The organism is Neisseria sp. DTU_2020_1000833_1_SI_GRL_NUU_006 (assembly GCA_032388755.1).
In the GTDB taxonomy this organism is placed as follows: domain Bacteria; phylum Pseudomonadota; class Gammaproteobacteria; order Burkholderiales; family Neisseriaceae; genus Neisseria; species Neisseria sicca_C.
In genome coordinates this window covers 2551339-2572899 of sequence record CP135593.1, presented here as the reverse complement: position 1 = coordinate 2572899, position 21561 = coordinate 2551339, and the positions used below count along the sequence as shown (strand labels likewise).

At 52.1% G+C, this 21561-nt stretch carries 17 protein-coding genes; 7 read left to right on the top strand and 10 right to left on the bottom strand.

The window, feature by feature from the left end; translation table 11 throughout:
- The first annotated feature begins 2 nt into the window (after window positions 1-2).
- Together RSJ68_12485 and tyrS are read left to right on the top strand one after the other, a co-directional pair.
- Window positions 3-683 carry a hypothetical protein gene (locus tag RSJ68_12485; GenBank protein WNU97183.1) on the top strand — a complete coding sequence of 227 codons (681 nt, stop codon included), beginning with the start codon at window positions 3-5 and terminating at the stop codon, window positions 681-683.
- A 91-nt stretch (window positions 684-774) separates the two neighbouring features.
- Window positions 775-2073, top strand: a complete 1299-nt coding sequence (gene tyrS, locus RSJ68_12480) for a tyrosine--tRNA ligase (GenBank protein WNU97182.1) — start codon at window positions 775-777, stop codon at window positions 2071-2073.
- A 119-nt stretch (window positions 2074-2192) separates the two neighbouring features.
- On the opposite strand, the gene RSJ68_12475 is transcribed toward tyrS, so the two are convergent.
- From RSJ68_12475 to asd, 5 genes are all read right to left on the bottom strand, one after another.
- Window positions 2193-2678: a pilin gene (locus tag RSJ68_12475; protein ID WNU97181.1), complete on the bottom strand. Its 486-nt coding sequence runs from the start codon at window positions 2676-2678 to the stop codon at window positions 2193-2195.
- A gap of 153 nt (window positions 2679-2831) precedes the next feature.
- Complete coding sequence (locus RSJ68_12470) at window positions 2832-3326, bottom strand: transposase (GenBank protein WNU97180.1); 495 nt, start codon at window positions 3324-3326, stop codon at window positions 2832-2834.
- Window positions 3327-3668: 342 nt separating this feature from the next.
- Window positions 3669-4172 carry a pilin gene (locus RSJ68_12465; GenBank protein ID WNU97179.1) on the bottom strand — a complete coding sequence of 168 codons (504 nt, stop codon included), beginning with the start codon at window positions 4170-4172 and terminating at the stop codon, window positions 3669-3671.
- Between the two features lie 1200 nt (window positions 4173-5372).
- Complete coding sequence (gene recG / locus RSJ68_12460) at window positions 5373-7415, bottom strand: ATP-dependent DNA helicase RecG (protein WNU98410.1); 2043 nt, start codon at window positions 7413-7415, stop codon at window positions 5373-5375.
- 349 nt (window positions 7416-7764) lie between these two features.
- The gene (gene asd, locus RSJ68_12455) at window positions 7765-8880 is read right to left on the bottom strand and encodes an aspartate-semialdehyde dehydrogenase (protein ID WNU97178.1); all 1116 of its coding nucleotides are present in this window, start codon (window positions 8878-8880) and stop codon (window positions 7765-7767) included.
- A 340-nt stretch (window positions 8881-9220) separates the two neighbouring features.
- Between asd and tsaE the strand changes: the two genes are divergently transcribed.
- The 5 genes from tsaE (at window position 9221) to RSJ68_12430 (ending at window position 13657) form a co-directional block, all read left to right on the top strand.
- Window positions 9221-9697: a tRNA (adenosine(37)-N6)-threonylcarbamoyltransferase complex ATPase subunit type 1 TsaE gene (gene tsaE, locus RSJ68_12450; GenBank protein ID WNU97177.1), complete on the top strand. Its 477-nt coding sequence runs from the start codon at window positions 9221-9223 to the stop codon at window positions 9695-9697.
- Window positions 9679-10938: an N-acetylmuramoyl-L-alanine amidase gene (locus tag RSJ68_12445; GenBank protein WNU97176.1), complete on the top strand. Its 1260-nt coding sequence runs from the start codon at window positions 9679-9681 to the stop codon at window positions 10936-10938. The genes tsaE and RSJ68_12445 overlap by 19 nt, the downstream gene beginning before the upstream one ends.
- Window positions 10939-11347: 409 nt before the next feature.
- The gene (locus tag RSJ68_12440) at window positions 11348-12886 is read left to right on the top strand and encodes a sodium-dependent transporter (protein ID WNU97175.1); all 1539 of its coding nucleotides are present in this window, start codon (window positions 11348-11350) and stop codon (window positions 12884-12886) included.
- Window positions 12883-12975, top strand: a complete 93-nt coding sequence (locus RSJ68_12435; GenBank protein ID WNU97174.1) for a methionine/alanine import family NSS transporter small subunit — start codon at window positions 12883-12885, stop codon at window positions 12973-12975. Before RSJ68_12440 ends, RSJ68_12435 begins: the two co-directional genes overlap by 4 nt.
- A 271-nt stretch (window positions 12976-13246) precedes the next feature.
- The gene (locus RSJ68_12430) at window positions 13247-13657 is read left to right on the top strand and encodes a glycine zipper domain-containing protein (GenBank protein WNU97173.1); all 411 of its coding nucleotides are present in this window, start codon (window positions 13247-13249) and stop codon (window positions 13655-13657) included.
- A 97-nt stretch (window positions 13658-13754) separates the two neighbouring features.
- Here RSJ68_12430 and smc read toward each other — a convergent pair whose 3' ends face one another.
- From smc to RSJ68_12405, 5 genes are all read right to left on the bottom strand, one after another.
- Window positions 13755-17237: a chromosome segregation protein SMC gene (gene smc, locus RSJ68_12425; GenBank protein ID WNU97172.1), complete on the bottom strand. Its 3483-nt coding sequence runs from the start codon at window positions 17235-17237 to the stop codon at window positions 13755-13757.
- A gap of 126 nt (window positions 17238-17363) precedes the next feature.
- Entirely contained in the window at window positions 17364-19076 is a 1713-nt protein-coding gene (locus RSJ68_12420) for a flotillin domain-containing protein (protein WNU97171.1), read from the bottom strand.
- A 287-nt stretch (window positions 19077-19363) separates the two neighbouring features.
- Window positions 19364-19705, bottom strand: a complete 342-nt coding sequence (locus RSJ68_12415; GenBank protein ID WNU97170.1) for a hypothetical protein — start codon at window positions 19703-19705, stop codon at window positions 19364-19366.
- A 371-nt stretch (window positions 19706-20076) separates the two neighbouring features.
- Window positions 20077-20634, bottom strand: a complete 558-nt coding sequence (locus RSJ68_12410; protein WNU97169.1) for a hypothetical protein — start codon at window positions 20632-20634, stop codon at window positions 20077-20079.
- Window positions 20635-20713: 79 nt separating this feature from the next.
- Window positions 20714-21379 (bottom strand): YqiJ family protein, encoded by a 666-nt coding sequence (locus tag RSJ68_12405; GenBank protein WNU97168.1) that lies wholly within the window; start codon window positions 21377-21379, stop codon window positions 20714-20716.
- Window positions 21380-21561 lie beyond the last annotated feature (182 nt).

Below are 21561 nucleotides of genomic sequence, written 5' to 3'. Positions count from 1 at the left end.
GAATGCAAATCAAATTTGGTAGGCTAAGCTTTTCTTGGCCTACCTTCCTTCAAAGTTTAGGGAAAATGTCTAATATCAATCTTATAGATATTGTAAAAAATATATTTTATTTTATTGGTTCGTCAGCAGGATTATTTGCGGTTCTTCGCCCAGTATTTGAAAGTAAACTTCAACAAGATATTCAAAATGCTAGGAAAATAATTGAACGAATTGGAGAAAATAGGATTTTATACTTAGATTCAAGTATTTATTCCCATCGTTGTGTTTCTAGTGAATTTTTTGTAGATATAGATATTTTAAGTAATGATATTAGCGAGAAAAAACAATGCACACGCTTTTCCAGTCATATTTCATGCTATTTCAATACTGAACTAAAAGAAATTATGAATGAATATAGTCACCTAAGAAACTACATACAAGTTCCAGAATGGGAGCCTAGATACAATGACGATAATGGAAAATCAGCGTGGTATTTTAATAAGTATGCTGAAAGTTTTTATCCGCCAGGGAAGAATTTTCCCGAGAGCTATCCAGAACATTTAAAAGAAGCTGCTGAAATAGCTGATAAAATAAAAATAAGATTTTTAAGATTCCAAGCATTAACTGAACTTCATTACATAGAAACAATTTTTCACAAATGGACTGTACCTAAATTATACAAAAAACATAACTTGACCGTATAAATAATGTTCAAAAGATCAAAAATTTAGAAATAATTAAATTCATGAAATTGCTAAATCAATATCTAGCCTATTTTAATCAACGGAAGTTTCAATGAAATCAGTCATCCAAGACCTACAATCGCGCGGCCTTATCGCGCAAACTACCGACATCGAAGCCTTAGATGCTTTGTTGAATGAACAAAAAATCTCCCTCTACTGCGGTTTCGACCCGACCGCCGACAGTCTGCATATCGGCCACTTGCTGCCCGTATTGGCATTGCGCCGTTTCCAACAGGCGGGGCATACGCCGATTGCTTTAGTGGGCGGTGCGACCGGCATGATCGGCGACCCGAGCTTCAAAGCGGTAGAGCGCAGCTTGAATTCCGCCGAAACCGTTGCCGGCTGGGTAGAAAGCATCCGCAACCAACTGAAACCGTTTTTGAGCTTCGAAGGCGAAAACGCCGCCATTATGGCGAACAATGCCGACTGGTTCGGCAGCATGAACTGCCTCGACTTCCTGCGCGACATCGGCAAGCATTTTTCCGTCAACGCCATGCTGAACAAGGAATCCGTCAAACAGCGTATCGAGCGCGACGACGTAGGCATTTCCTTCACCGAGTTCGCCTACTCCCTGCTGCAAGGCTACGACTTTGCCGAATTGAACAAACGCCATGGCGCAGTTTTGGAAATCGGTGGCTCCGACCAATGGGGCAACATCACCGCCGGTATCGACCTGACACGTCGTCTGAACCAAAAACAAGTATTCGGCCTGACCCTGCCGCTGGTCACCAAATCCGACGGCACCAAATTCGGCAAAACCGAAGGCGGCGCGGTATGGCTGAACGCGAAGAAAACCTCGCCGTATCAGTTCTACCAGTTCTGGCTGAAAGTTGCCGATGCCGATGTGTATAAATTCCTGAAATACTTCACCTTCCTGTCTATCGAAGAAATCGACGCCATCGAGGCGAAAGACAAAGCCAGCGGCACCAAACCCGAAGCGCAACGCATCCTTGCCGAAGAAATGACCCGCCTGATTCACGGCGAAGCCGCCCTGCAAGCCGCGCAGCGCATTTCCGAAAGCCTGTTTGCCGAAGACCAAAGCAGCCTGACGGAAAGCGACTTCGAACAGCTCGCCCTCGACGGCCTGCCCGCATTTAAAGTTTCAGACGACCTCAACGTCGTCGAAGCCTTAGTCAAAACCGGCTTGGCTTCTTCCAACAAAGAAGCGCGCGGTTTTGTGAACAGCAAAGCGGTATTGCTCAACGGCCAAGCCGCCGAATCGAACAACCCGAACCACGCCGCCGAACGCCCCGACGATGCCTATCTGTTGACCGACGCGCACAAACGTTTCGGCAAATACACCATCGTACGACGCGGCAAACGCAACCACGCGCTCTTGGTTTGGAAATAAGCCTTAAATGACAAAGGTCGTCTGAAAACGCTTTTCAGACGACCTCTTCACTAAAAATATCTTTATAGACAAAGTCCACACTATATTGTGGCTGCTAATTCAATCTACACACTACATTTCTAACGGCAGCTTGACGGTAGATAAATAGCCGAAATACCGTTGACAGCCGGAGCGGAACATTTCCAGCCGCGTACTTCTTTTGCTGTTGCCCGCATAAAATCTTTACTGGTTGCCGGAGTAGTCAATTCCGCATCGGTATAGGGAATCAGTTCAACCTTATTATGCTCTCCCAGTTCGGGGATATTGTGCATGATGGCGGTGATTTTACCATTTTCATCCGTATCGACATTAAAGGTCAGATGGGTTGAACCTGTATTACCACAACTAAACCCGTTATTGGCAGAAGGCGCGTCGATAAACCCCGACATAGAGGCCTCGGTAACGGCTTCGCGGCACTGTGTCATCATCAACAAACCCTCGCTGACTTTGGCTCGAATGGTATAAGCATGATAAGACGGCAGGGCGATAGCGGCGATGATGCCGATAATAGCGACAACAACCATAAGTTCGATTAATGTAAAACCCTGTGTTGAAGACGGTTTCATTTCGTTCCTAACGTGTGTAGTTGATGTTTTTCGACGACCTTAAAAATAAAAGTAATTCTGTAGGTCGGATTCTTGAATCCGACATTTTCAAACATTTCCGCCATAATCAAAAGCGGTAAAACATAAAACGTTTGTCAGATACGAGTATCCGACTTACCCATCATATTTAATGCTGAAATCCACATTGCTTCCACCCCAGTGCTTTGGGTAAATCCCCTGTTTCACATAACGGTGAAAAGTAGAAAACGGCCAATCGGAAACCTGACCGACATAGCCATGCTTTACGGGATTAAAATGTAGATAATTGAAATGATGGATAAAGTCCGTTTCATCACGAATGGTATGTTCCCAAAACCTTTTTTGCCAAAGCCGATATTTTCTTCCAATCAAATATTGGCTGGAGCGTTTAATTTGCCGCCAACGTTCCGAATAAGCCGCATCATTCTCAGGAAGATGCCAAATCGTATGCAGATGGTCGGGCATCAGCACCCATGCCTCAATTTCAAACGGATACCGCTCCCGAACTGTCATTACCGCCTGCCGTAAGGCCGAACGCACCGTTTCATCAGTCAGGATTTTTTGTCGTTTATCAGTAACCACCGTAAAAAAGTAAGTACCGCCCGTTTGATAAAAGCGTCGGTATCGCATGAATTCCCTTTTTTCAATTAGATTTTTTTCAGAAAGATTTTTGTCGGATACAAGTATCCGACCTACGTCGAAACCGAAAAATCCATGTAGGTCGGATTCTCGAATCCGACATTTCAATCATTCCCCAATTTTCTCAAGGTGTGAACATCGTTTCTTTTGTCAGATACACGTATCCGACCCGCATCAAAACCGAAAAATCCATGTAGGTCGGATTCTCGAATCCGACATTCCAATCATTCCCGAATTTTCACAATGTGTGAACATCGGCCTTTTTGTCGGATACGAGTATCCGACCTACGTCAAAACCCCGCCCAAAGGCGGGGTTTGCTATTCAAGCCCGAATTAGCGGCAAGAAGCAGGCAGGTATTTAGCTTGGATACCTTTGTCAGCAGCAGCAGCACATTTCCAACCTTTGATACCGCCGTTAACCAAAGTAGCACGGTTAAAATTGGCAGCTTCCATAGCTTTTGTCAAACCAGTATCTTTATAAGGAGTGAATGTCAAGTTAACGTTTTCACCCAGTTGGCTGATGTTTTGAGCCTCTACGTTAATTGCACCGTCTTTGGTGGTTGTAATTGCTTTAACATATTGGGTAGAAGTAGCATCCGTAGTACCTGCCTCGCCACAACCGAAAGTATTATCTGCAGTTGGAGTAGCAGACAAACCGGTTTGAGAAGCTTCGGTAATTGCGGTACGGCATTGGGAAGCAGCCAATACAACTTCAGATACTTTGGCGCGTGCGGTGTAGTCTTGGTAAGCCGGCAGGGCAACAGCGGCCAAAATACCGATAATTGCTACGACGATCATCAATTCGATCAGGGTGAAACCTTTTTGGATTGCTTTCATTTAATAAACTCCAGTTTAAAAAGTGTTGTGAATAAAAATGTTTGTTGTTAAAAAATCCGTAATGTGTTTGGCTCTGCTTGTTTATGAGTAAAACCATCAAGTAGAAGGAATATACAGCTTCCCGGTTCGGGCTTCGTTGCTTCGTTTCCCTTGCCGGACGTAATGTATCAAGCAGGGGATATGCCAAGTCTGGATTTTTTTGGATTTTTTGTGAAAATATTTTGTAATTTTATGTTTTTAATAGGTTTAAATTTGTTTTGAAGGATTTTTCGGGCAGATTTGGCTTTTTTATGACGTGGGATTTTCTGGGGGGATATGACGTGTTTTGTCATTTTTGAGAAGAAAAGGGAAACGTTTTATGTCATATGACGTATTTCGTCACTTTCATACCTATTTTAATAATATTGAAATGGATTTGATAAACGGTATTGTTTTTAGACAAGCGGTATTTTGAAGTTTTATATATTTTTAATATGATGATTTTATGTTGATTTTTTATACGAATTTGATAAGCGGATTTTAATTCGGATAAGCGGTCATTTTCAAAATCGAATTATAGATATTTAGTTTATTTTTGAACGTTTGATTTGACTAAAAACGTCGTCTGAAAATATGGCGGGTTTCGCCGGTAAAACATAAACGCCCTGCCGAGACCAATATTTCTGCAAACCGCATCTGTGGGCAAAGCCCACGCTACAATATAAGCTGATAAGGCAAAAAGGTCGTCTGAAAACTTGTTTCAGACGACCTTTTTTCTAAAAATACCTACATCGCTACAGCTTGCTGCATATATCCGATAAGCCGTTAACCTGCCCGCCACTGTAAGCTATTTCTCCAATGTCCAAAATGTCGGATTCGAGAATCCGACCTACATCACTGAAAACTTGTTTCAGACGACCTTTTTTCTAAAAATACCTACATCGCTACAGCTTGCTGCATATATCCGATAGGCCGTTAACCTGCCCGCCACTGTAAGCTATTTCTCCAATGTCCAAAATGTCGGATTCGAGAATCCGACCTACATCTGATATTGCCGTAAACCATATCCGTGGACAAAGCCCATGCTGCGGTAATCGTTGAATATTTCTCTGAAAGCCAAATGCCTGGATTCCCGCCTGCGCGGGAATGACGGTGTAGCAGTCAGGGATGTGGGGACTGTTTTCATAGGTAAAAATAGTGGGATTGGATTTTCAGACGACCTCACACGCCCAAATACCCTTCCCTGCTGGCAAGCCACCTTGCCAGATGCGCTTCGACGATTTCGGGGTTTTGTTCAATCAGCATCGGGGCGATTTCGCGCGCCTGTTCCAAGAGGTGCAGGTCTTCTTCGAGGTTGGCGAAGCGCAGCATGGGGACGCCGCTTTGGCGCGCGCCGAGAAATTCGCCGGGGCCTCGGATGTTGAGGTCTTGGCGGGCGATTTCGAAGCCGTCGGTGTGTTCGTAGATGACTTTCAGCCGCGCTTTGGCAAGTTCGCTCAAGGGTTCGGCAAACAGGAGGACACACACGCTTTCCGCCGCGCCGCGCCCTACCCGCCCGCGTAATTGGTGCAGCTGCGCCAAGCCCATGCGCTCGGCGTGTTCGATCACCATCAGGGCGGCGTTGGGCACATCTACGCCGACTTCGATGACGGTGGTGGCAACCAATACATTCAGACGACCTGCGGCAAACTGAGCCATGACTTCGGCTTTTTCGGCGGCCTTCATGCGCCCGTGTACCAAGCCGATGTTGAGTTCGGGCAAAGCTGCCTGAAGCTGCTCGAGGGTTTCAGTGGCGGTTTGCAGTTGCAGGGTTTCGCTTTCTTCAATCAGCGGGCAGACCCAATATGCCTGCTGCCCTTTGCGGCAGATGTTGAGGACGAAGCCTTCGACTTCGGCGCGGCGGACGTTGTTGACGAGGCGGGTTTTAATCGGGGTGCGCCCGGGCGGCAATTCGTCGATGACGGACACGTCCAAGTCGGCGAAAAAACTCATGGCGAGCGTGCGCGGGATGGGCGTGGCGGACATCATCAGCTGGTGGACGTCGCGCCCTTTGTTTTTGAGGGCGAGGCGTTGGGCGACGCCGAAGCGGTGTTGTTCGTCCACAATCACCAAGCCCAGATTTTGGAACTCGACGTCGTCTGAAAACAGGGCGTGCGTGCCGACGGCGATTTTGACGGTACCTTCGGCGAGTTTGGCTTTGGCTTCGTCTTTGGCTTTTTTGCGCTGGCTGCCGGAGAGCCAGACGACTTCGAGTCCTAAAGGTTCGAGCCATTGTTTGAACTTGATGAAATGCTGTTCGGCAAGGATTTCGGTCGGCGCCATCACAGCCGCCTGCGCGCCGGATTCGATGGCGGTCAGCGCGGACAAGGCGGCGACGATGGTTTTGCCGCTGCCGACATCGCCTTGCAACAGGCGGTGCATGGGGTGGGTTTGCGCCATGTCTCGGCGGATTTCGGACACGACTCGTTCTTGTGCATCGGTCAGGGCAAACGGCAAGGCGTGGCGCAGGGCTTGGGTCAGCGTACCGTCGCCGCCCAATGCCGCCGCCGTGCCGCTGACGCGCTTCTGCCGCGCCAAGCGCATGGAAAGCTGTTGCGCCAAAAGTTCGTCGAATTTGAGCCGCTGCCATGCAGGCAGCGTGCCATCGGAAAGCTGGTGGATGGTGAAACTCGGCGGCGGCGAATGCAAAAGGCGCAGGCTTTCGGCGAGGTGCGGCAGTTTCAGACGACCCAATAAGGCATCGGGCAGCGTGTCGTGCAGCGGCGTAACGTCCAAGGCCGTCTGAATAATGCGGCGCAAAGTGGGCTGGTTCAAACCGTTTACGGTCGGATAGACAGGCGTGAGGCTTTCCGCCAAACCGCTGCTCTCGGCATCGCGGATTTTAGGATGAATCATCTCGTCGCCGTAAAACCCGTGTTTGATTTCGCCCACGGCACGGATGCGTTTGCCGGCCGCCATCTGCTTCTGATGGCTGGCGTAAAAGTGTATGAAGCGCAGAAAAAGGACGCTGCCGGAATCGTCGGCGATTTGGACAATCAGCTGCTTGCGCGGTTTGAACGTTACTTCCTGATGGATGACTTCGCCCTCGACCTGACACGGCACGCCGATAGGCGCGTCCTTAATCGGCATGATGTGCGTCTCGTCCTCGTAACGCAGCGGCAGATGCAAAACCAAATCCCACGCGGTGTTGAGGTTGAGTTTGTCGAGCTTCTTGGCGGAAACGTCGGTGATTTTGAGCTGTTTCTGGGTTTCGGGCGTCATCATGGCTTTGTCCTTTAATGGCGCGTATTTTAGCTGAAAATGTAAGAAGGGGTCGTCTGAAAGGACGTTCAGACGACCTTGGAGGTATTGCACAAGCGAAGTTTGAAAATTTGCCCATGCCGTCATTCCCACGCGGGAGGGAATCTAGATTTCGGAGCTTCAGAAAGATTTACAAAGTTGCCATGATGTTAAATCTCTAGATTCCCGCCTGCACGGAAATGACGGCATAAGGTTTCTATGTAAATCACTATAAACCGTCAAATTCAAAAATCCGTCCACCCTGCTACTTTCAGACGACCTTGATAAAAAAAGCAACGGATAAACCGTTGCTTTTTTGTTTGACCTGCAAATCTTACAAACTGCCCAACACGATGCGCAACACGCGACGTAAAGGTTCGGCCGCGCCCCACAAGAGCTGGTCGCCGACGGTGAACGCGCTGATGTATTCGCCGCCCATGCCCAGTTTGCGGATGCGTCCGACGGGGACGGACAGCGTGCCGGTGACTTTGGCGGGGGTCAGCTCGTGGATGCTGGCTTCTTTTTCGTTGGGGATGACTTTCACCCAGTCGTTCGCGCCTGCCAAAATCGCTTCGATTTCGGAAACGGGCAGGTCTTTTTTCAGTTTCAGGGTGATGGCTTGGCTGTGGCAGCGCATAGAGCCGATGCGGACGCACAAGCCGTCAATCACGGTCGGATTGTCGCTGCGGCCGAGGATTTTGTTGGTTTCCGCGCCGCCTTTCCATTCTTCTTTGGACTGGCCGTTGCCCAAATCCACGTCAATCCACGGAATCAGGCTGCCGGCAAGCGGTACGCCGAAGTTGGCTTTCGGATAGTCTTCGCTGCGTAGGAAATCGGACACTTTGCGGTCGATGTCGAGAATCGCGCTGGAAGGATCGGCAAGCTCGTCCGCCACTTGGGCGTGAATCGCGCCCATTCCGCTGATGAGTTCGCGCATGTTTTTCGCGCCCGCGCCGGATGCGGCTTGGTAGGTCATGCTGGTTGCCCATTCGACCAAATCGTTTTGGAACAGGCCGCCCAGCGCCATCAGCATCAGGGAGACTGTGCAGTTGCCGCCGATGTAGTTTTTCACGCCGTTTTTGAGGCCGTTGTCGATGACGTTTCGGTTGACCGGGTCGAGGACGATAATCGCGTCGTCTTTCATGCGCAGGGATGACGCCGCGTCAATCCAGTAGCCGTTCCAGCCGCTGTCGCGCAGGGGTTGGAACACGGATTTGGTGTAATCGCCGCCTTGGCAGGTTACGATGATGTCCATTTTCGCCAGCTCGGCAATGTCGTTCGCGTCCAATAATGTTTTAGCCGCCTGACCGAAATCAGGTGCCGTGCCGCCGACGTTGGAAGTGGTAAAGAAGAACGCTTCGGGAATATGGGCGAAGTCGTTTTCTTCTTTCATACGCTGCATCAAAACCGAACCGACCATGCCGCGCCAGCCGACGAAACCTACTTTCATGTTGAGCTCCTTAGGGGGAAATTGTTAACAAATTTCTGAATAGGGGAAAGGGAAGAGTTTTAAACCTGTTTGAGGTAAATGTAAAGTTTTTTATAGTGAAGGTACTTTAAATCGAAAAAGCCGCAAATGCCCCAAGCAATTTAATTAGCTCTTCGGCATTTTTAAAGATCGGACATAAAATTGTCGTATAAAGGTTACTTGATAAATAGCAAAGCAGCATTCACAAGAGAAAACCGGTTAAATATGGAACATCTTTATCTAACTTTATCCTCCCTTATGTTTGCAAATGCCCGTAAATCCAGCATAATTAAGGTTTTTAGAACACGACAAGGCTGATTTCATGAGCGAGGGCGCAACCTTTTCCCGCCGGCTTCCCGACGAAGAGTCCACACTCGAGCTGGGCGAAAGTTGGGCAAAATCGCTGCGCGCGCCGTTGGTCATCCATCTGCAAGGCGATTTGGGCGCGGGGAAAACCACGTTCACGCGCGGCATCCTGCGCGGACTCGGACACACCGGCGCGGTCAAAAGCCCGACCTACGCCATCGTCGAATCCTACCCGCTGGAAGCGTTCACGCTCCATCATTTCGACCTTTACCGCTTTGCCTCGCCCGAAGAATGGGAAGATGCGGGTTTGGACGACCTGTTCTCCCCTGACAGCGTCTGCATCATCGAATGGCCGCAACAGGGCGGCGCGTTCACACCGCCCGCAGACATCACCGTATCCCTGAATCACGCCGCGCAGGGCAGGGCCTGCACCGCTACCGCACACACTGCCAACGGACAAAAAAGTTTAGAAGCATGGTTAAATTCAAACTGACACGAAGACAAGTCGTCCGCCAAGCCGCCGGACTGTTGTTCACCCTCACGCCGATTGCCTCCGCCCTCGCCAAAGCCGCGCCGCCCGCCCAATTCGTCGCCGCCCGTATTTGGCCTTCGCACGCCTATACCCGCATCACCATCGAAAGCTCGCGCGCCCTGCAATATCAGCATTTCGCCTTGGAAAACCCCGGCAGGCTCGTCATCGACATCCAAAACGCCAACATCAACAGCGTCCTGCAAGGCATTTCCGGCAAAGTCCTGCCCGACGACCCCTATATCCGCAGCATCCGTGCCGGACAAAACACCCCTACGACCGTGCGCGTCGTGATCGACCTCAAGCAAAACGCCTATCCGCAAGTCTTCTCGCTTGCCCCTGTCGGCGGCTTTAAAAACCGCCTCGTCATCGACCTCTACCCGCACGGCGTCGATGCCAACGACCCGATGATGGCGCTGCTCAACGGCAACCCGCCGAAACGCCTGCAGACACAACGTCCTACCGATCGCACGAACATTGCCCAAGACGCACCTCCCCGCTCCAACCGCGGCGGACGCCGCCCCGTCGTCATGCTAGACCCCGGTCACGGCGGCGAAGACCCCGGCGCCATCGGCCCCAGCGGCTTGAAAGAGAAAAACGTCGTCCTCTCCATCGCCCGCGAAACCAAAAACCGCCTTGAAAGCATAGGCTACACCGTTTACATGACCCGCAACGAAGACATCTTCATCCCGTTGGGCGTGCGCGTCGCCAAAGCCCGCGCCCGTCATGCCGACGTGTTCGTCTCCATCCACGCCGACGCCTTCACCAGCCCGTCTGCGCGCGGTACCGGCGTTTACATGCTCAATACCAAAGGCGCGACCAGCTCCGCCGCCAAATTCCTCGCCCAAACCCAAAACAACGCCGACGCCATCGGCGGCGTCCTTAAAAGCGGCAACCGCAGCGTCGATAACGCCATTCTCGACATGACCCAAACCGCCACCATGCGCGACAGCCGCATACTCGGACATTCCGTCCTGACCGAATTGGGCAAACTCAACCAACTGCACAAAGGCCGCGTTGACGAAGCCAACTTCGCCGTCCTGCGCGCGCCCGACATCCCGTCCATCCTCGTCGAAACCGCCTTTCTGTCCAACCCCACCGAAGAGCGGCTGCTCGGCAGCGACTCCTTCCGCCGCCAATGCGCCGACGCCATCGCCACCGGCATCCAAAAATACGTCAACACCGCCGTATTGCGCAGAGGGTAAGCCGGGTTTGCCGGAAAAGATAAAAGGTCGTCTGAAACTTTGAAATCGGTTTTCAGACGACCTTTTATTTTTTACGTCATTCCTTAAAAAGCAATGTGTATTCGGTTCCATACCGAATTGCGCAACAAGTCCTAACGCCAAAAAACAATATCGTCCGCATCCGGCAACTCACCCTCCCTTGCGCAATACAAGATCGTCTAAAGTTCACAAAGCCGCCCGAAACGCAACTTAAATCTGTTTTCCGCTTGCCAAGCCTGTTAAATTTTTTTACGATACAGCCATAGATTGTAAACAAAGGCCACAAGCCGACTGTTTTTTCAGACGACATTACCCCTGTCAAACCTCATTTCTATAACCGTAAGCCGCCAAGCGGCTGTTTTCATACCACATCAAAGCAAGAGGTATCAAAGTGTCTGATTCCAAAACAAACGAACGCGCGACGTTTAGCAACCGCCGCGCGTTTATGGTTGCCGCCATCGGCTCTGCCGTCGGCTTGGGCAACATTTGGCGTTTCCCCTACATCGCCTTCGAAAACGGCGGCGGTGCGTTCCTCCTACCCTATCTGGTCGCACTCTTGACTGCGGGCATCCCGCTGCTGCTGCTCGACTACGCCATCGGCCACCGCTACCGCGGCTCGCCCCCGCTGGCTTTCCGCCGCCTCGGCCGCTGGTTCGAACCTGTAGGCTGGTGGAACGTCATGACCAATATCATCATCTGCATCTATTACGCAGTCATCATCGGCTGGTCGGCAAGCTATGCGTATTACTCACTGAACGCGGCATGGGGCGCAGATCCGCAGGCGTTTTTCTTTAAAGACTTTTTGAACATGGCAGGTCCTGAAGCCTTAGGCTTGGATTTTGTCGGCAAAGTCGTCGGCCCGCTGATCGGCGTATGGCTGTTTACCTGCATCATCATGGCTTTGGGCGTACAAAAAGGCGTAGCAGGCGCATCGTCGTTTTTCATGCCGCTGCTTTTGATTATGTTCATCATCATGGTCGGCATCTCACTGACGCTGCCGGGCGCGGCCAAGGGCTTGGACGCGCTGTTTACGCCTGACTGGTCGAAACTTTCCGATCCCAAAGTCTGGGTCGCCGCATACGGTCAGATTTTCTTCTCGCTCTCCATCTGCTTCGGCATCATGATAACTTACTCTTCCTACCTGAAGAAAAAAACCGACTTGGGCGGTACCGGCTTGGTTGTCGGCTTTGCCAACAGCAGCTTTGAATTGCTCGCCGGTATCGGCGTATTCGCCGCGCTGGGCTTTATGGCGCAAGCCAAAGGACAAGCCGTCAGCGAAGTTGCTTCCAGCGGCATCGGTTTGGCTTTCATCGCCTTCCCGACCATCATCAATCAGGCAGGTACGTTGGGTGCAATCATCGGCATATTGTTTTTCGGTTCGCTGGTATTCGCAGGCATTACCTCAATGATTTCCATCGTCGAGGTCATCGTTGCCGCCATTCAGGACAAATTGAACATCGGCCGCGTCAACGCTACCCTGCTCGTCTGCATACCGATGGGCATTATCTCTACCCTGCTCTTCGGTACGACCACCGGCCTGCCCGTTTTGGACGTTTTGGACAAATTCGTCAACACCTACGGCATCGTCGCTGTCGGCTTTGTTTATGTATTAGCCATCGTCGCCCTGCGCAAACTGCCCGAGCTGCGCAACCACCTGAACGCGCTCTCCTCCGTCCGCGTCGGTGCGATTTGGACGGCCTGCGTCATCTTTACCGTCGTCATGCTCGGTTATATGCTTTACCAAGACACCAGCGGCCTGCTTAAAGAGAACTACTCGAACTATCCCGACGGTTTCCTCAATATCTTCGGCTGGGGTATGTCGGTCGGTCTGTTTGTTTTTTCTGTCATTCTGTCGCTGCTGCCTTGGAAGCATGGTCAAAACTTCAACGTCAAAGACGAACACGAACATGAACAAGGAGATAAAGAATGAGTACCATAGCCATCATCATGATGATTATCGCACTCGTCGTCATTTGGGGAGGATTCATCCTTTCCGTATGGCGGCTGCCTGAAGAATAGGCTTTTTCCAACAAATATTACAAAGACCGCACAGGTCGTCTGAAAACCCGACACCCCGAAACCGCATGACGGCCTCGGGGTGTTTTTTTATTACTGTAAAATCTAAAATCCTAAAAGCCCTCAATCCATTTAATCCTTTAGCCCGGCAATCGCACCGCACAAAAGCAACATTTGTTTACGCTAATTTTCCACAGGCGGGCGAAAGGTAAACAAAGGACTGATTATAATGAGAATACTTCGGCACAGCCGTGATTCACAAAAGGACGAGTTCATGACTATGAAACCAATCATGGCGGTATTGCTCGCCGCCAGCCTCAGCCTTCCCGCCATCGATGCGCAAGCCCGGGGGACTGAAAACCGGAAAAAAGCCACCATCGCCGGCGCGGCCGCAGGCGCAGCTTTGGGCGGCTTGGTGGGTAAAGACACAACAAGTGCCGTTATAGGCGCTGTTGCCGGCGGTTTGGCGGGTAACGCCTACGCCTACCGCAATAAAAAAATGAACCAAAAAGATAGAGACGAGTACGAAGACCGTTACCGCTACGACGACTACTACCGCTATGGTCGTGATCGCGATGAATACGACGATTACTACCGCCATGAAAAACGTTACAGAAAACACAAACACCACCATCGCAAGTATCGCGACTGGGATGATGATTACTACGATTATGACGACGATTAAACCCATCGTCTGAATATCTGAAAAAGGTCGTCTGAAAATACATTTTCAGACGACCTTTCCTATTTCAAATTCAAACAACCAAAACTCCGCCAACTCATCACGGTTCCGCCATTTCCAACGCCTGTTTGATGTCCACGGCAACGACGCGCGATACGCCTTTTTCCTGCATGGTTACGCCGACGAGCTGTTCCGCCATTTCCATGGTCAGGCGGTTGTGGGAGATGTAGAGGAACTGGGTTTGCGCCGACATTTCTTTGACCAGGTTACAGAAACGCGAGGTGTTGGCATCGTCCAGCGGGGCGTCGACTTCGTCCAGAAGGCAGAAGGGGGCGGGGTTGAGGCTGAACAGGGCGAACACGAGGCTCATGGCGGTGAGGGCTTTTTCGCCGCCGGAGAGGAGGTGGATGGTGCTGTTTTTCTTGCCGGGCGGGCGCGCCATGATGGACACGCCTGCGGTCAGGAGGTCGTCGCCTATCATTTTGAGTGTGGCTTCGCCACCGCCGAACAGGGTCGGGAAGAAGGTTTGGACTTTGCCGTTGACGGCGTCGAAGGTTTCTTTGAAACGCGCTTTGGTTTTGTCGTCGATTTGGGCGATGGCTTCTTCCAAAAGGGTGATGGCGGCCTGCACGTCTTCGCTCTGGCTGCGGTAGTAGCCGTCGCGTTCGCGCGCTTCTTCGAGTTCTTGCAGGGCGGCGAGGTTGACGGCGCCGAGGGCTTCGATTTGCTGGGTGAGGCTGCCGATGCTGCTGTTCAATACTTTCGGCGATTCTTTCGCCAAGGCTTCGAGCGCATCCAAATCGGCGGCGCGTTCGGTCAGGTTTTGATGGTAGCGTTTGGCGTTAATCAGGGCTTCCTGCTGCTGCAACAGGGCGGTTTGGGTGGCGGCCTGAAGCTGCGGCAGCTTGGTTTGCAGGGCTTGTACGCGGACGTATTGCTCCCTGCCCTTCTCTTGTATCTGAGCCAGTTTCTCTTGCACAACAATATATTCTTCGTCCAAGGTTTGTACGGCTTCGGTCAACTCGTCGAGCTTGATGTGCTGCTCGTCGTTTTGGAACTCGGTTTCATAGGCGAGGGCAAGCTCTTGCTGGCGTTCCTGCCAGTCGAGGGTTTGCTGCTCGAGTCGGGCGATTTGCTGTTGGTAGTTTTGTTTTTGCTGGTTGAGCTTGTGGACGGCGACTTCGGCAAGCCCGTATTGGCGGTTGGCTTCGAGCAGGGCAAGCTGCGCCTGTTTCAGACGGCCTTGCTGCTCATGGCGGCTGTGCGCGGTAGTTTGCTGCTGGTGTTCGAGTTCGGCGGCGGCTTCCTGCAAAGTAGCGATGTCGTCTGAAAGCCCGTCGGACGTGTGTTGCAACACGGTCTGTTCTTCCGCCAACTGCGCCAGTTCGCGCTCGATGTGTTCACGGCGGATTTGCCCTTGGTTGGTGCGCGCCAGAAGTTCGGCGGCGCGTTGCTGCGCTTGGCTGTATTGGCGCGTGTGCTGCTGTTGCTGCTGCATCAGGTTTTTGTGTTGCACTTCGGACGAGCGCACGGCAGCCTCCGCCTGTTTGAACGCGGCTTCAGCGGCGGAGAGTTCGGGAGCGAGGTTTTCCAGTTCGGACGCGATGCCGTCGAGGCGCGCTTTTTGGGCAATCAGGCTTTCCTGCGCGGGTTTGGCATAGAGCAGGACGCTGACTTTATCGACCTGATGGCCTTCTGGCGTGAGCCAGATTTGGTGTGCGCCCAAATCGCTTTGATGCGCGAGGGCGTAGCTCAAATCGGGCGCGCACAATACGCCGTCGAGCCAGTGGTGCAACGCCGTCTGAAACGGCGGCTGCGCTTGGATTTGGTTCAGCAATGCCTGTACGGGCAGGGATTTTTTGATGCCACCGGAGAGGTCGTCTGAAAGCCATGCCGCCTGCCCCTGTGGCAACGGCGCGGGCGGCACGAAGCCGTTCGATACGGCGCGGGCGTGCAGGCGTTCGGCCAGGATGACGGACAAGGCGTGCTGCCACTCGGCGGGGGCGGTGATGCGTTGCCACAGTTGCGGCGCGGCGGCGTGGTCGGTTGCCTGCCAGAAGTCGGCGGCTTCCTGCTGTTGCGACAGGATTTGCGACAACGCCTGCTGCTGCGCCTGCAAGGTGATGTGTTGCTGCTTCAGGTTTTGGAAGCGGTTTGAGGCCGTCTGAAACGCCTCGCGGGCGGCGTGTAAAGCTTCTTCGGCGGCGATGATTTGCTCTTCGTAATGCTCTTGCTGGCTTTGCAACAAGGCGGCGGCTTCCTGCGCGGCGGCGGTTTCGGCTTCGTCGGGCATGTTCAGGGCTTGGTTTTCCTGTTTCAGACGACCTTTGCGTTCTTCGTGCTTGGCAACGGTTTGTTCGGCATGGGCAAGCTGCTGCTGTTTCAACGCCAGTTCGCGGCGGATGCGGTTTGCCTCGTCCTGCTGGGTTTGGAAGGCGGCATTGAGCGTGGCTTGGGCTTCTTCCAATTCGGGCAGACGCTCTTCGTGTTCGGCAACCTGCATCGCCCATTCCGCCAATTCGGTTTGCTTTTCTTCCGCCTGCAACTCGTTTTCTTCAAGCTGCACGCGGATTTGCTGCTGCTCCTGATGGATGCGCTGCATCTGCGCCTGCGCCGCCTGCTTGTCGCGTTCGATGCGTTGGTGCAGGTTTTGCTGATGGCGGATTTGTTCTTCCAAACGGGCAATCTGCTCGCGCAACACACCGCGTTTGTTGCTCAATTCGTGCACCGCCTGCTGCTGCGACTGTTCGGCGGTCTGCAAAGCGTGTACTTCGTCGTTTAACGCCTGAACCTGCGCGGCAGTTTCGTCCTGTTGCGCCTGCAAAGACTGATGCTGCGCGGTCGCCTTGTCGGCGGCGGCAAGCGATTGCTGCCATTGGGCGTAATCGAGCAAATCCTGTTGTTGGTTCAACTGCGCAGTCAGGGATTTGTAGCGTTCGGCGGTTTCCGCCTGTTTCTCCAGCTTTTCCACCTGACGCGCCAACTCGTTCTGCAAATCGCCCAAACGCTGCAAATGCTCGCGCGTGTCTTTCAGACGACCTTCCGTCTCCTTGCGGCGTTCCTTATATTTGGACACACCCGCCGCCTCCTCGATATAGGCGCGCAACTCCTCCGGCCGCGCTTCGATGATGCGCGAAATCATTCCCTGCTCGATAACGGCATAACCGCGCGCGCCCACGCCCGTACCCAGAAACAAATCAGTAATGTCGCGGCGGCGCACAGTCTGATTGTTGATGAAATAAGTCGATTCACCCTGACGCGTCAACTGCCGCTTGATGCTCACCTCGGCATACTGTCCCCACGCCCCCTGCAAACTGTGGTCGCTGTTGTCAAACACCAGCTCCACCGAAGCCCTCGGCGCAGGACGGCGCGTCGCCGCACCGTTAAAAATCACGTCCTGCATACTCTCGCCGCGAAGCTGCTTAGCCGAAGCCTCGCCCAACACCCAGCGCACCGCGTCAATCACATTCGACTTGCCGCAGCCGTTCGGCCCGATAACCGCAACAAGCTGCCCCGGAACATGAATCGTGGTCGGGTCGGTAAAAGATTTGAAGCCGGAGAGTTTGATGTGGGTCAGGCGCATGGGATAAGGACGGGGAGAAAAAAATAAAGTGGGATTTTATACTAAAACATCTGACAAAAGGTCGTCTGAAACCCTGTTTCGAGGTTTCAGACGACCTTTGCTTTCAGACCTTCTTAACGGCGAGGCTTATTCTTTGCCGATGCCTTTATCCAGTCCTTGCGTCAGACCGTTGATGTCGCCGCCGTTCAGGCCCAATTCTTTCAAGAGGCCGTCAACCAGCGGGGCTTGGCTGCGGTAGCGCAGGGCGCTGTTGACCATTTGGTCGGCGAGGCTGGCTTGTGTGGTTTGACCTTCCGACACGCCTTCGGAGCCGTTGGCAGCGCCGCTGAATCCGCCCAAGCCGTTGACTTGCAGAATCTTGATGTCGTCGATGTTTTCCATCGGGCGCACGGATTCGCGGATGATGTCGGGCAGGTGTTTCAACAGGGCGAGGCGCACTTGCATTTCGACTTGTTCGACGCTCAGGACGTTGGCGGCTTCGTTCACGGCGCGGGTACCTTCGGCATCGACTTTGTATTGCTGCTCTTGCGCTTGCGCCAGCAGGACTTTGGCATCGGCCTCACCTTTGGCTTGCAGGCGTTGTTTCTCGGCTTCGGCTTCGGCGGCGATACGCACGGCTTCGGCGCGGTCTTGCGCGGCCTGTTTCTCGGCTTCTGCGGCGACGGTGAGCGAAATCGCGTCTTTTTGCGCGGCTTCTTCGGCGGCAATCAGTTCGACGGCTTTGGCACGTTCGGCGCGTTCGGTTTCGCGTACGGTAATCACGCTCTCTTCTTCACGCACGGCGGCGGCGCGGGCTTTGTCGGCCTCGGCTTTGGCTTCGGATTCGGCACGCGATTTCTCGGCAACGGCGATGGCGCGGTCTTGTTCGGCAAGCTCGATGGCTTTGCGGCGCTCGACCTCCGCCTGCTCGACGGCTTGGGCTTTGCGGATGTCTTCGTTTTTAATGTCGCGTTCGGCAGCGATGCGTTTCAAATCCACTTCGCGTTCGGCGGCGATTTTGGCTTCTTCCGCTTCGCGTTTTTTCTGCGCTTCCTGCTCGGCGATGCTGGCTTCCTGTTCGGCGCGGCGCACGGCGATTTCGCGTTCTTGTTCGAGTTTGGCGTATTCTTCTTCGCGCGAGATTTTCAGGCGTTGCTGCTCGGCTTCGAGGTTTTTGGTTTTAATCGCCAAATCGGTGTCTTGTTCGATTTCGTTGCGTTTTTTGCGGCGGCCTTCAATGGTTTCGGTCAGTTTGGTCAGACCTTCCGCGTCAAAGGCGTTTTGCGGGTTGAAAAATTCGAAGCTGGTTTGGTCGAGGCCGGTTAGAGAAACGGTTTCGAGCTCGAGACCGTTTTTAAACAAGTCTTCGCTGACGACTTGTTGCACTTTCTGAACGAAATCAACACGTTTCTCGTGCAGCTCTTCCATCGCCATTTCGGCGGCAACGGCGCGCAGTGCATCGACGAATTTACCTTCGACGAGGTCTTTCAATTCGTCGGGCGACATGGTTTTCATACCCAGCGTTTGCGCGGCGGTGGCGATGCTCTCGGCGCTGGGTTTGACGCGGACGTAAAATTCCGCCATCACATCGACGCGCATCCGGTCGCGGGTAATCAACGCCTGCTGCGCCGCGCGGCGCACTTCGAGGCGCAATGTGTTCATGTTGACGGGGATGATTTCGTGCAGCACGGGCAGCACCATCGCGCCGCCGTTCATGATGACTTTTTCGCCGCCGAAGCCGGTACGGACGAAGGAGACTTCTTTGCTGGCGCGGCGGTACAGGCGGGTGAGGATGAGGCCGAGTACGAACAGCGCAACGAGTATGACGCCGGCGATGATGCCGATGGAAACTAAGTTCATGGGTTTTCCTTTCTTGTTGTCGATATACCCTTGAGGGGGCGTGGGTTCAGACGGTTTTTTAGGGTTTAGGGTCGTCTGAAAGGTTAAAAATAGCGGTTTTAAAGGTAGGTCGGATTCTTGAATCCGATAATTCCGGTTAGTGCAATACGGCTGAAACGGAGCGGTTCGTCGGATTCAAGAATCCGACCTACCAAGCTTAAAATAACGACCATAACGGTGTTTTTTGTTAGTTTTATAAAATTTTTAGCGAGCAAATTCGCAGCAGGACTTATAAAGTTGTGATTCTTTTATTCATCCTCATCATGTAAGAAGGCGTCTTCTTCCTCTATATAATTCTTTGTATCTTCCTGAGAAGCAATTATGTTATCCAGAAAATTTAGACTAACCTCATCGTCCTCGCTATCAAGGAATAAACGAATTTCACCACCCAGATTTATAATGCTTCTTAGTACTTTTCTGAATTCTCTTAGCTTTTCCAGATCTAAATATAAGGTTTCAAGAATCTTTTCTTTATTTTTAAGTCTTCTTTGAATTTCAATAATCGGTTCTTGATTAAAAGCTCGTATAACTTTCAAAATCTTAATTTCATTTTTATTAGTTGAAACTTTCACAAAAAATTTGTGTATCATTCTTTCCTTTCGAAATCAAAAATCTTCAATAGGGTTTATTCGTTTCCCTAGAAAGCTTTTCTTCCAGTTTCCACCGATTTGCTAAGTGAGCAAACCGTAGCGTGGGCTTTGTCCGCGACCTACTGTCTTTTGAATCAAACGATCATCCGAGATGTTTGCTTCGTGGGCGAAGCCCACGCTACGGACTACTTGAGAGGTGTCGGTTCAGACGGTTTTTTGGAATTTGAGGTCGTCTGAAAGGTTAAAAATCTGGGGTTTTAAAGATAGGTCGGATTCTTGCAATACGATAATTTCGGTTATGTGCAATACTGATGAAACGGGGCAATTTGTCGGATTCAAGAATCCGACCTACCGAGCTTATACCTTGAATATCACTGCCAACCTGTTAATTCAATCAATGCGTTTCGGGAAGCTGTTGTGCAGATATTGTGTCTTCCTAAGCCCAGCAGCCCGCCGATGACTGTTGTTCCTCTGCGTTCGGTAATCAAACTGACTCCGATGATGTCACTCATATGTATACGGTCAAACTTCCTGTAAGCCCCGTCATGTCCGCCTTGATAACGGATGCGTCCGAATGCGCCGTAAATAATCAATTTTTCGCGATCAATATAAATCGATTTCCGGATCGTCAGCCCGCACCACCAACGTTCCACGCGCCACAGCCACAATAGCGTGAGTACAATAGCCAGCAGCCAAGTCATATTGCTTGAAAACGATGGATCCATCCATTTCACCATCTTCAGCCAGAGACCGCCTACGCCGATGAGGCCGAACAAGAAAGCAACCAAGGGTTGAAATAACAAACCTCTGAATAATGAATGTTTAAACAGCAGCCCGTCGCCGACAACGATGACCCCTAGCGGCAGCTTGTTTTTCAACGCTTCGATGAGGGATTGCATATCGCGCTTGGACTGCGCCAAATAATCCATATCTATCCCCGTTTTGTTTTTCTAATTAATTGATAAATGGTGATTCATTGCAAACCGGCGTTTATCTGTTCAGACGACCTCAATCCACCAAGCTCCCGCTCGGATTCAAAATTGCCTTAAACGTATTTCCCTCCAGCGACACCAGCAACACCGCGTCGCCCTGTTTCAACACTTCGTCGGAATCCGGTTCCGCCATCACATAATGCTGTTGACCATACACATCCTTCACCCGCACCTGCGCCGCGCTGCCCACCCGTGCTTCGCCCAGCACTACCGTACCGATGCGTCCGATTAGGCTTTCCTGCGAAACGGCGGTGGTTTCGTCTTTGGGCATGATTTTGTACAGTCCGCCCGCCGTCAGACGCACCAGCGGCAGCGAAAGGAACCACACGGCGATTGCCGCCAGCCATCCGTTCAGATAGCTGCCGAACACGGCGGCAAAGGTCGTCTGAAACAGGTAGCCCGTCAGTCCGTACACGGCAAGGAACACCACCATCAGCATCAACACCGGCACGCGACCGACATACAGCCAGCTCAGAAACCTGACGAACACGCCCGCGTCCACAGCGTCCAGCCCGACTTCGGCGTGCGCGGTTTCGGTCAGGCTGTCGGGCAGCAGGTTGTCCAGCCAGTCGCTGATGCCGCCCGCCAGCATGGAGATGACTTCCAACACGCCGAGCAAAACCATCAGCGCGATGGCGATGCCGAAGATTTCCGTTTCGGGGGCGTTGATTAAATTCCACATATTCCGTTCCTTGTTCTGTCAACTTTCAGACGACCTTAAATAGACTGCTTGCGAAAATTTGAATGTTTGATTGCCGTTATTCCCGCGCAGGCGGGAATCCAGAAGTTTGAGATTACGGCAATCTTCAAATAATACTTCTGAAGAATCGAGGTCTGGATTCCCGCCTGCGCGGGAATGACGGC

Coding starts and splice junctions, on each gene's coding strand:
- RSJ68_12470 (WNU97180.1), bottom strand. CDS start 3,326: ATGCGATACCGACGCTTTTATCAAACGGGCGGTACTTACTTTTTTACG.
- RSJ68_12410 (WNU97169.1), bottom strand. CDS start 20,634: ATGGATTATTTGGCGCAGTCCAAGCGCGATATGCAATCCCTCATCGAA.
- RSJ68_12430 (WNU97173.1), top strand. CDS start 13,247: ATGACTATGAAACCAATCATGGCGGTATTGCTCGCCGCCAGCCTCAGC.
- tyrS (WNU97182.1), top strand. CDS start 775: ATGAAATCAGTCATCCAAGACCTACAATCGCGCGGCCTTATCGCGCAA.
- RSJ68_12420 (WNU97171.1), bottom strand. CDS start 19,076: ATGAACTTAGTTTCCATCGGCATCATCGCCGGCGTCATACTCGTTGCG.
- RSJ68_12445 (WNU97176.1), top strand. CDS start 9,679: ATGGTTAAATTCAAACTGACACGAAGACAAGTCGTCCGCCAAGCCGCC.
- RSJ68_12475 (WNU97181.1), bottom strand. CDS start 2,678: ATGAAACCGTCTTCAACACAGGGTTTTACATTAATCGAACTTATGGTT.
- RSJ68_12465 (WNU97179.1), bottom strand. CDS start 4,172: ATGAAAGCAATCCAAAAAGGTTTCACCCTGATCGAATTGATGATCGTC.
- recG (WNU98410.1), bottom strand. CDS start 7,415: ATGATGACGCCCGAAACCCAGAAACAGCTCAAAATCACCGACGTTTCC.
- RSJ68_12405 (WNU97168.1), bottom strand. CDS start 21,379: ATGTGGAATTTAATCAACGCCCCCGAAACGGAAATCTTCGGCATCGCC.
- RSJ68_12485 (WNU97183.1), top strand. CDS start 3: ATGCAAATCAAATTTGGTAGGCTAAGCTTTTCTTGGCCTACCTTCCTT.
- RSJ68_12435 (WNU97174.1), top strand. CDS start 12,883: ATGAGTACCATAGCCATCATCATGATGATTATCGCACTCGTCGTCATT.
- tsaE (WNU97177.1), top strand. CDS start 9,221: ATGAGCGAGGGCGCAACCTTTTCCCGCCGGCTTCCCGACGAAGAGTCC.
- asd (WNU97178.1), bottom strand. CDS start 8,880: ATGAAAGTAGGTTTCGTCGGCTGGCGCGGCATGGTCGGTTCGGTTTTG.
- smc (WNU97172.1), bottom strand. CDS start 17,237: ATGCGCCTGACCCACATCAAACTCTCCGGCTTCAAATCTTTTACCGAC.
- RSJ68_12415 (WNU97170.1), bottom strand. CDS start 19,705: ATGATACACAAATTTTTTGTGAAAGTTTCAACTAATAAAAATGAAATT.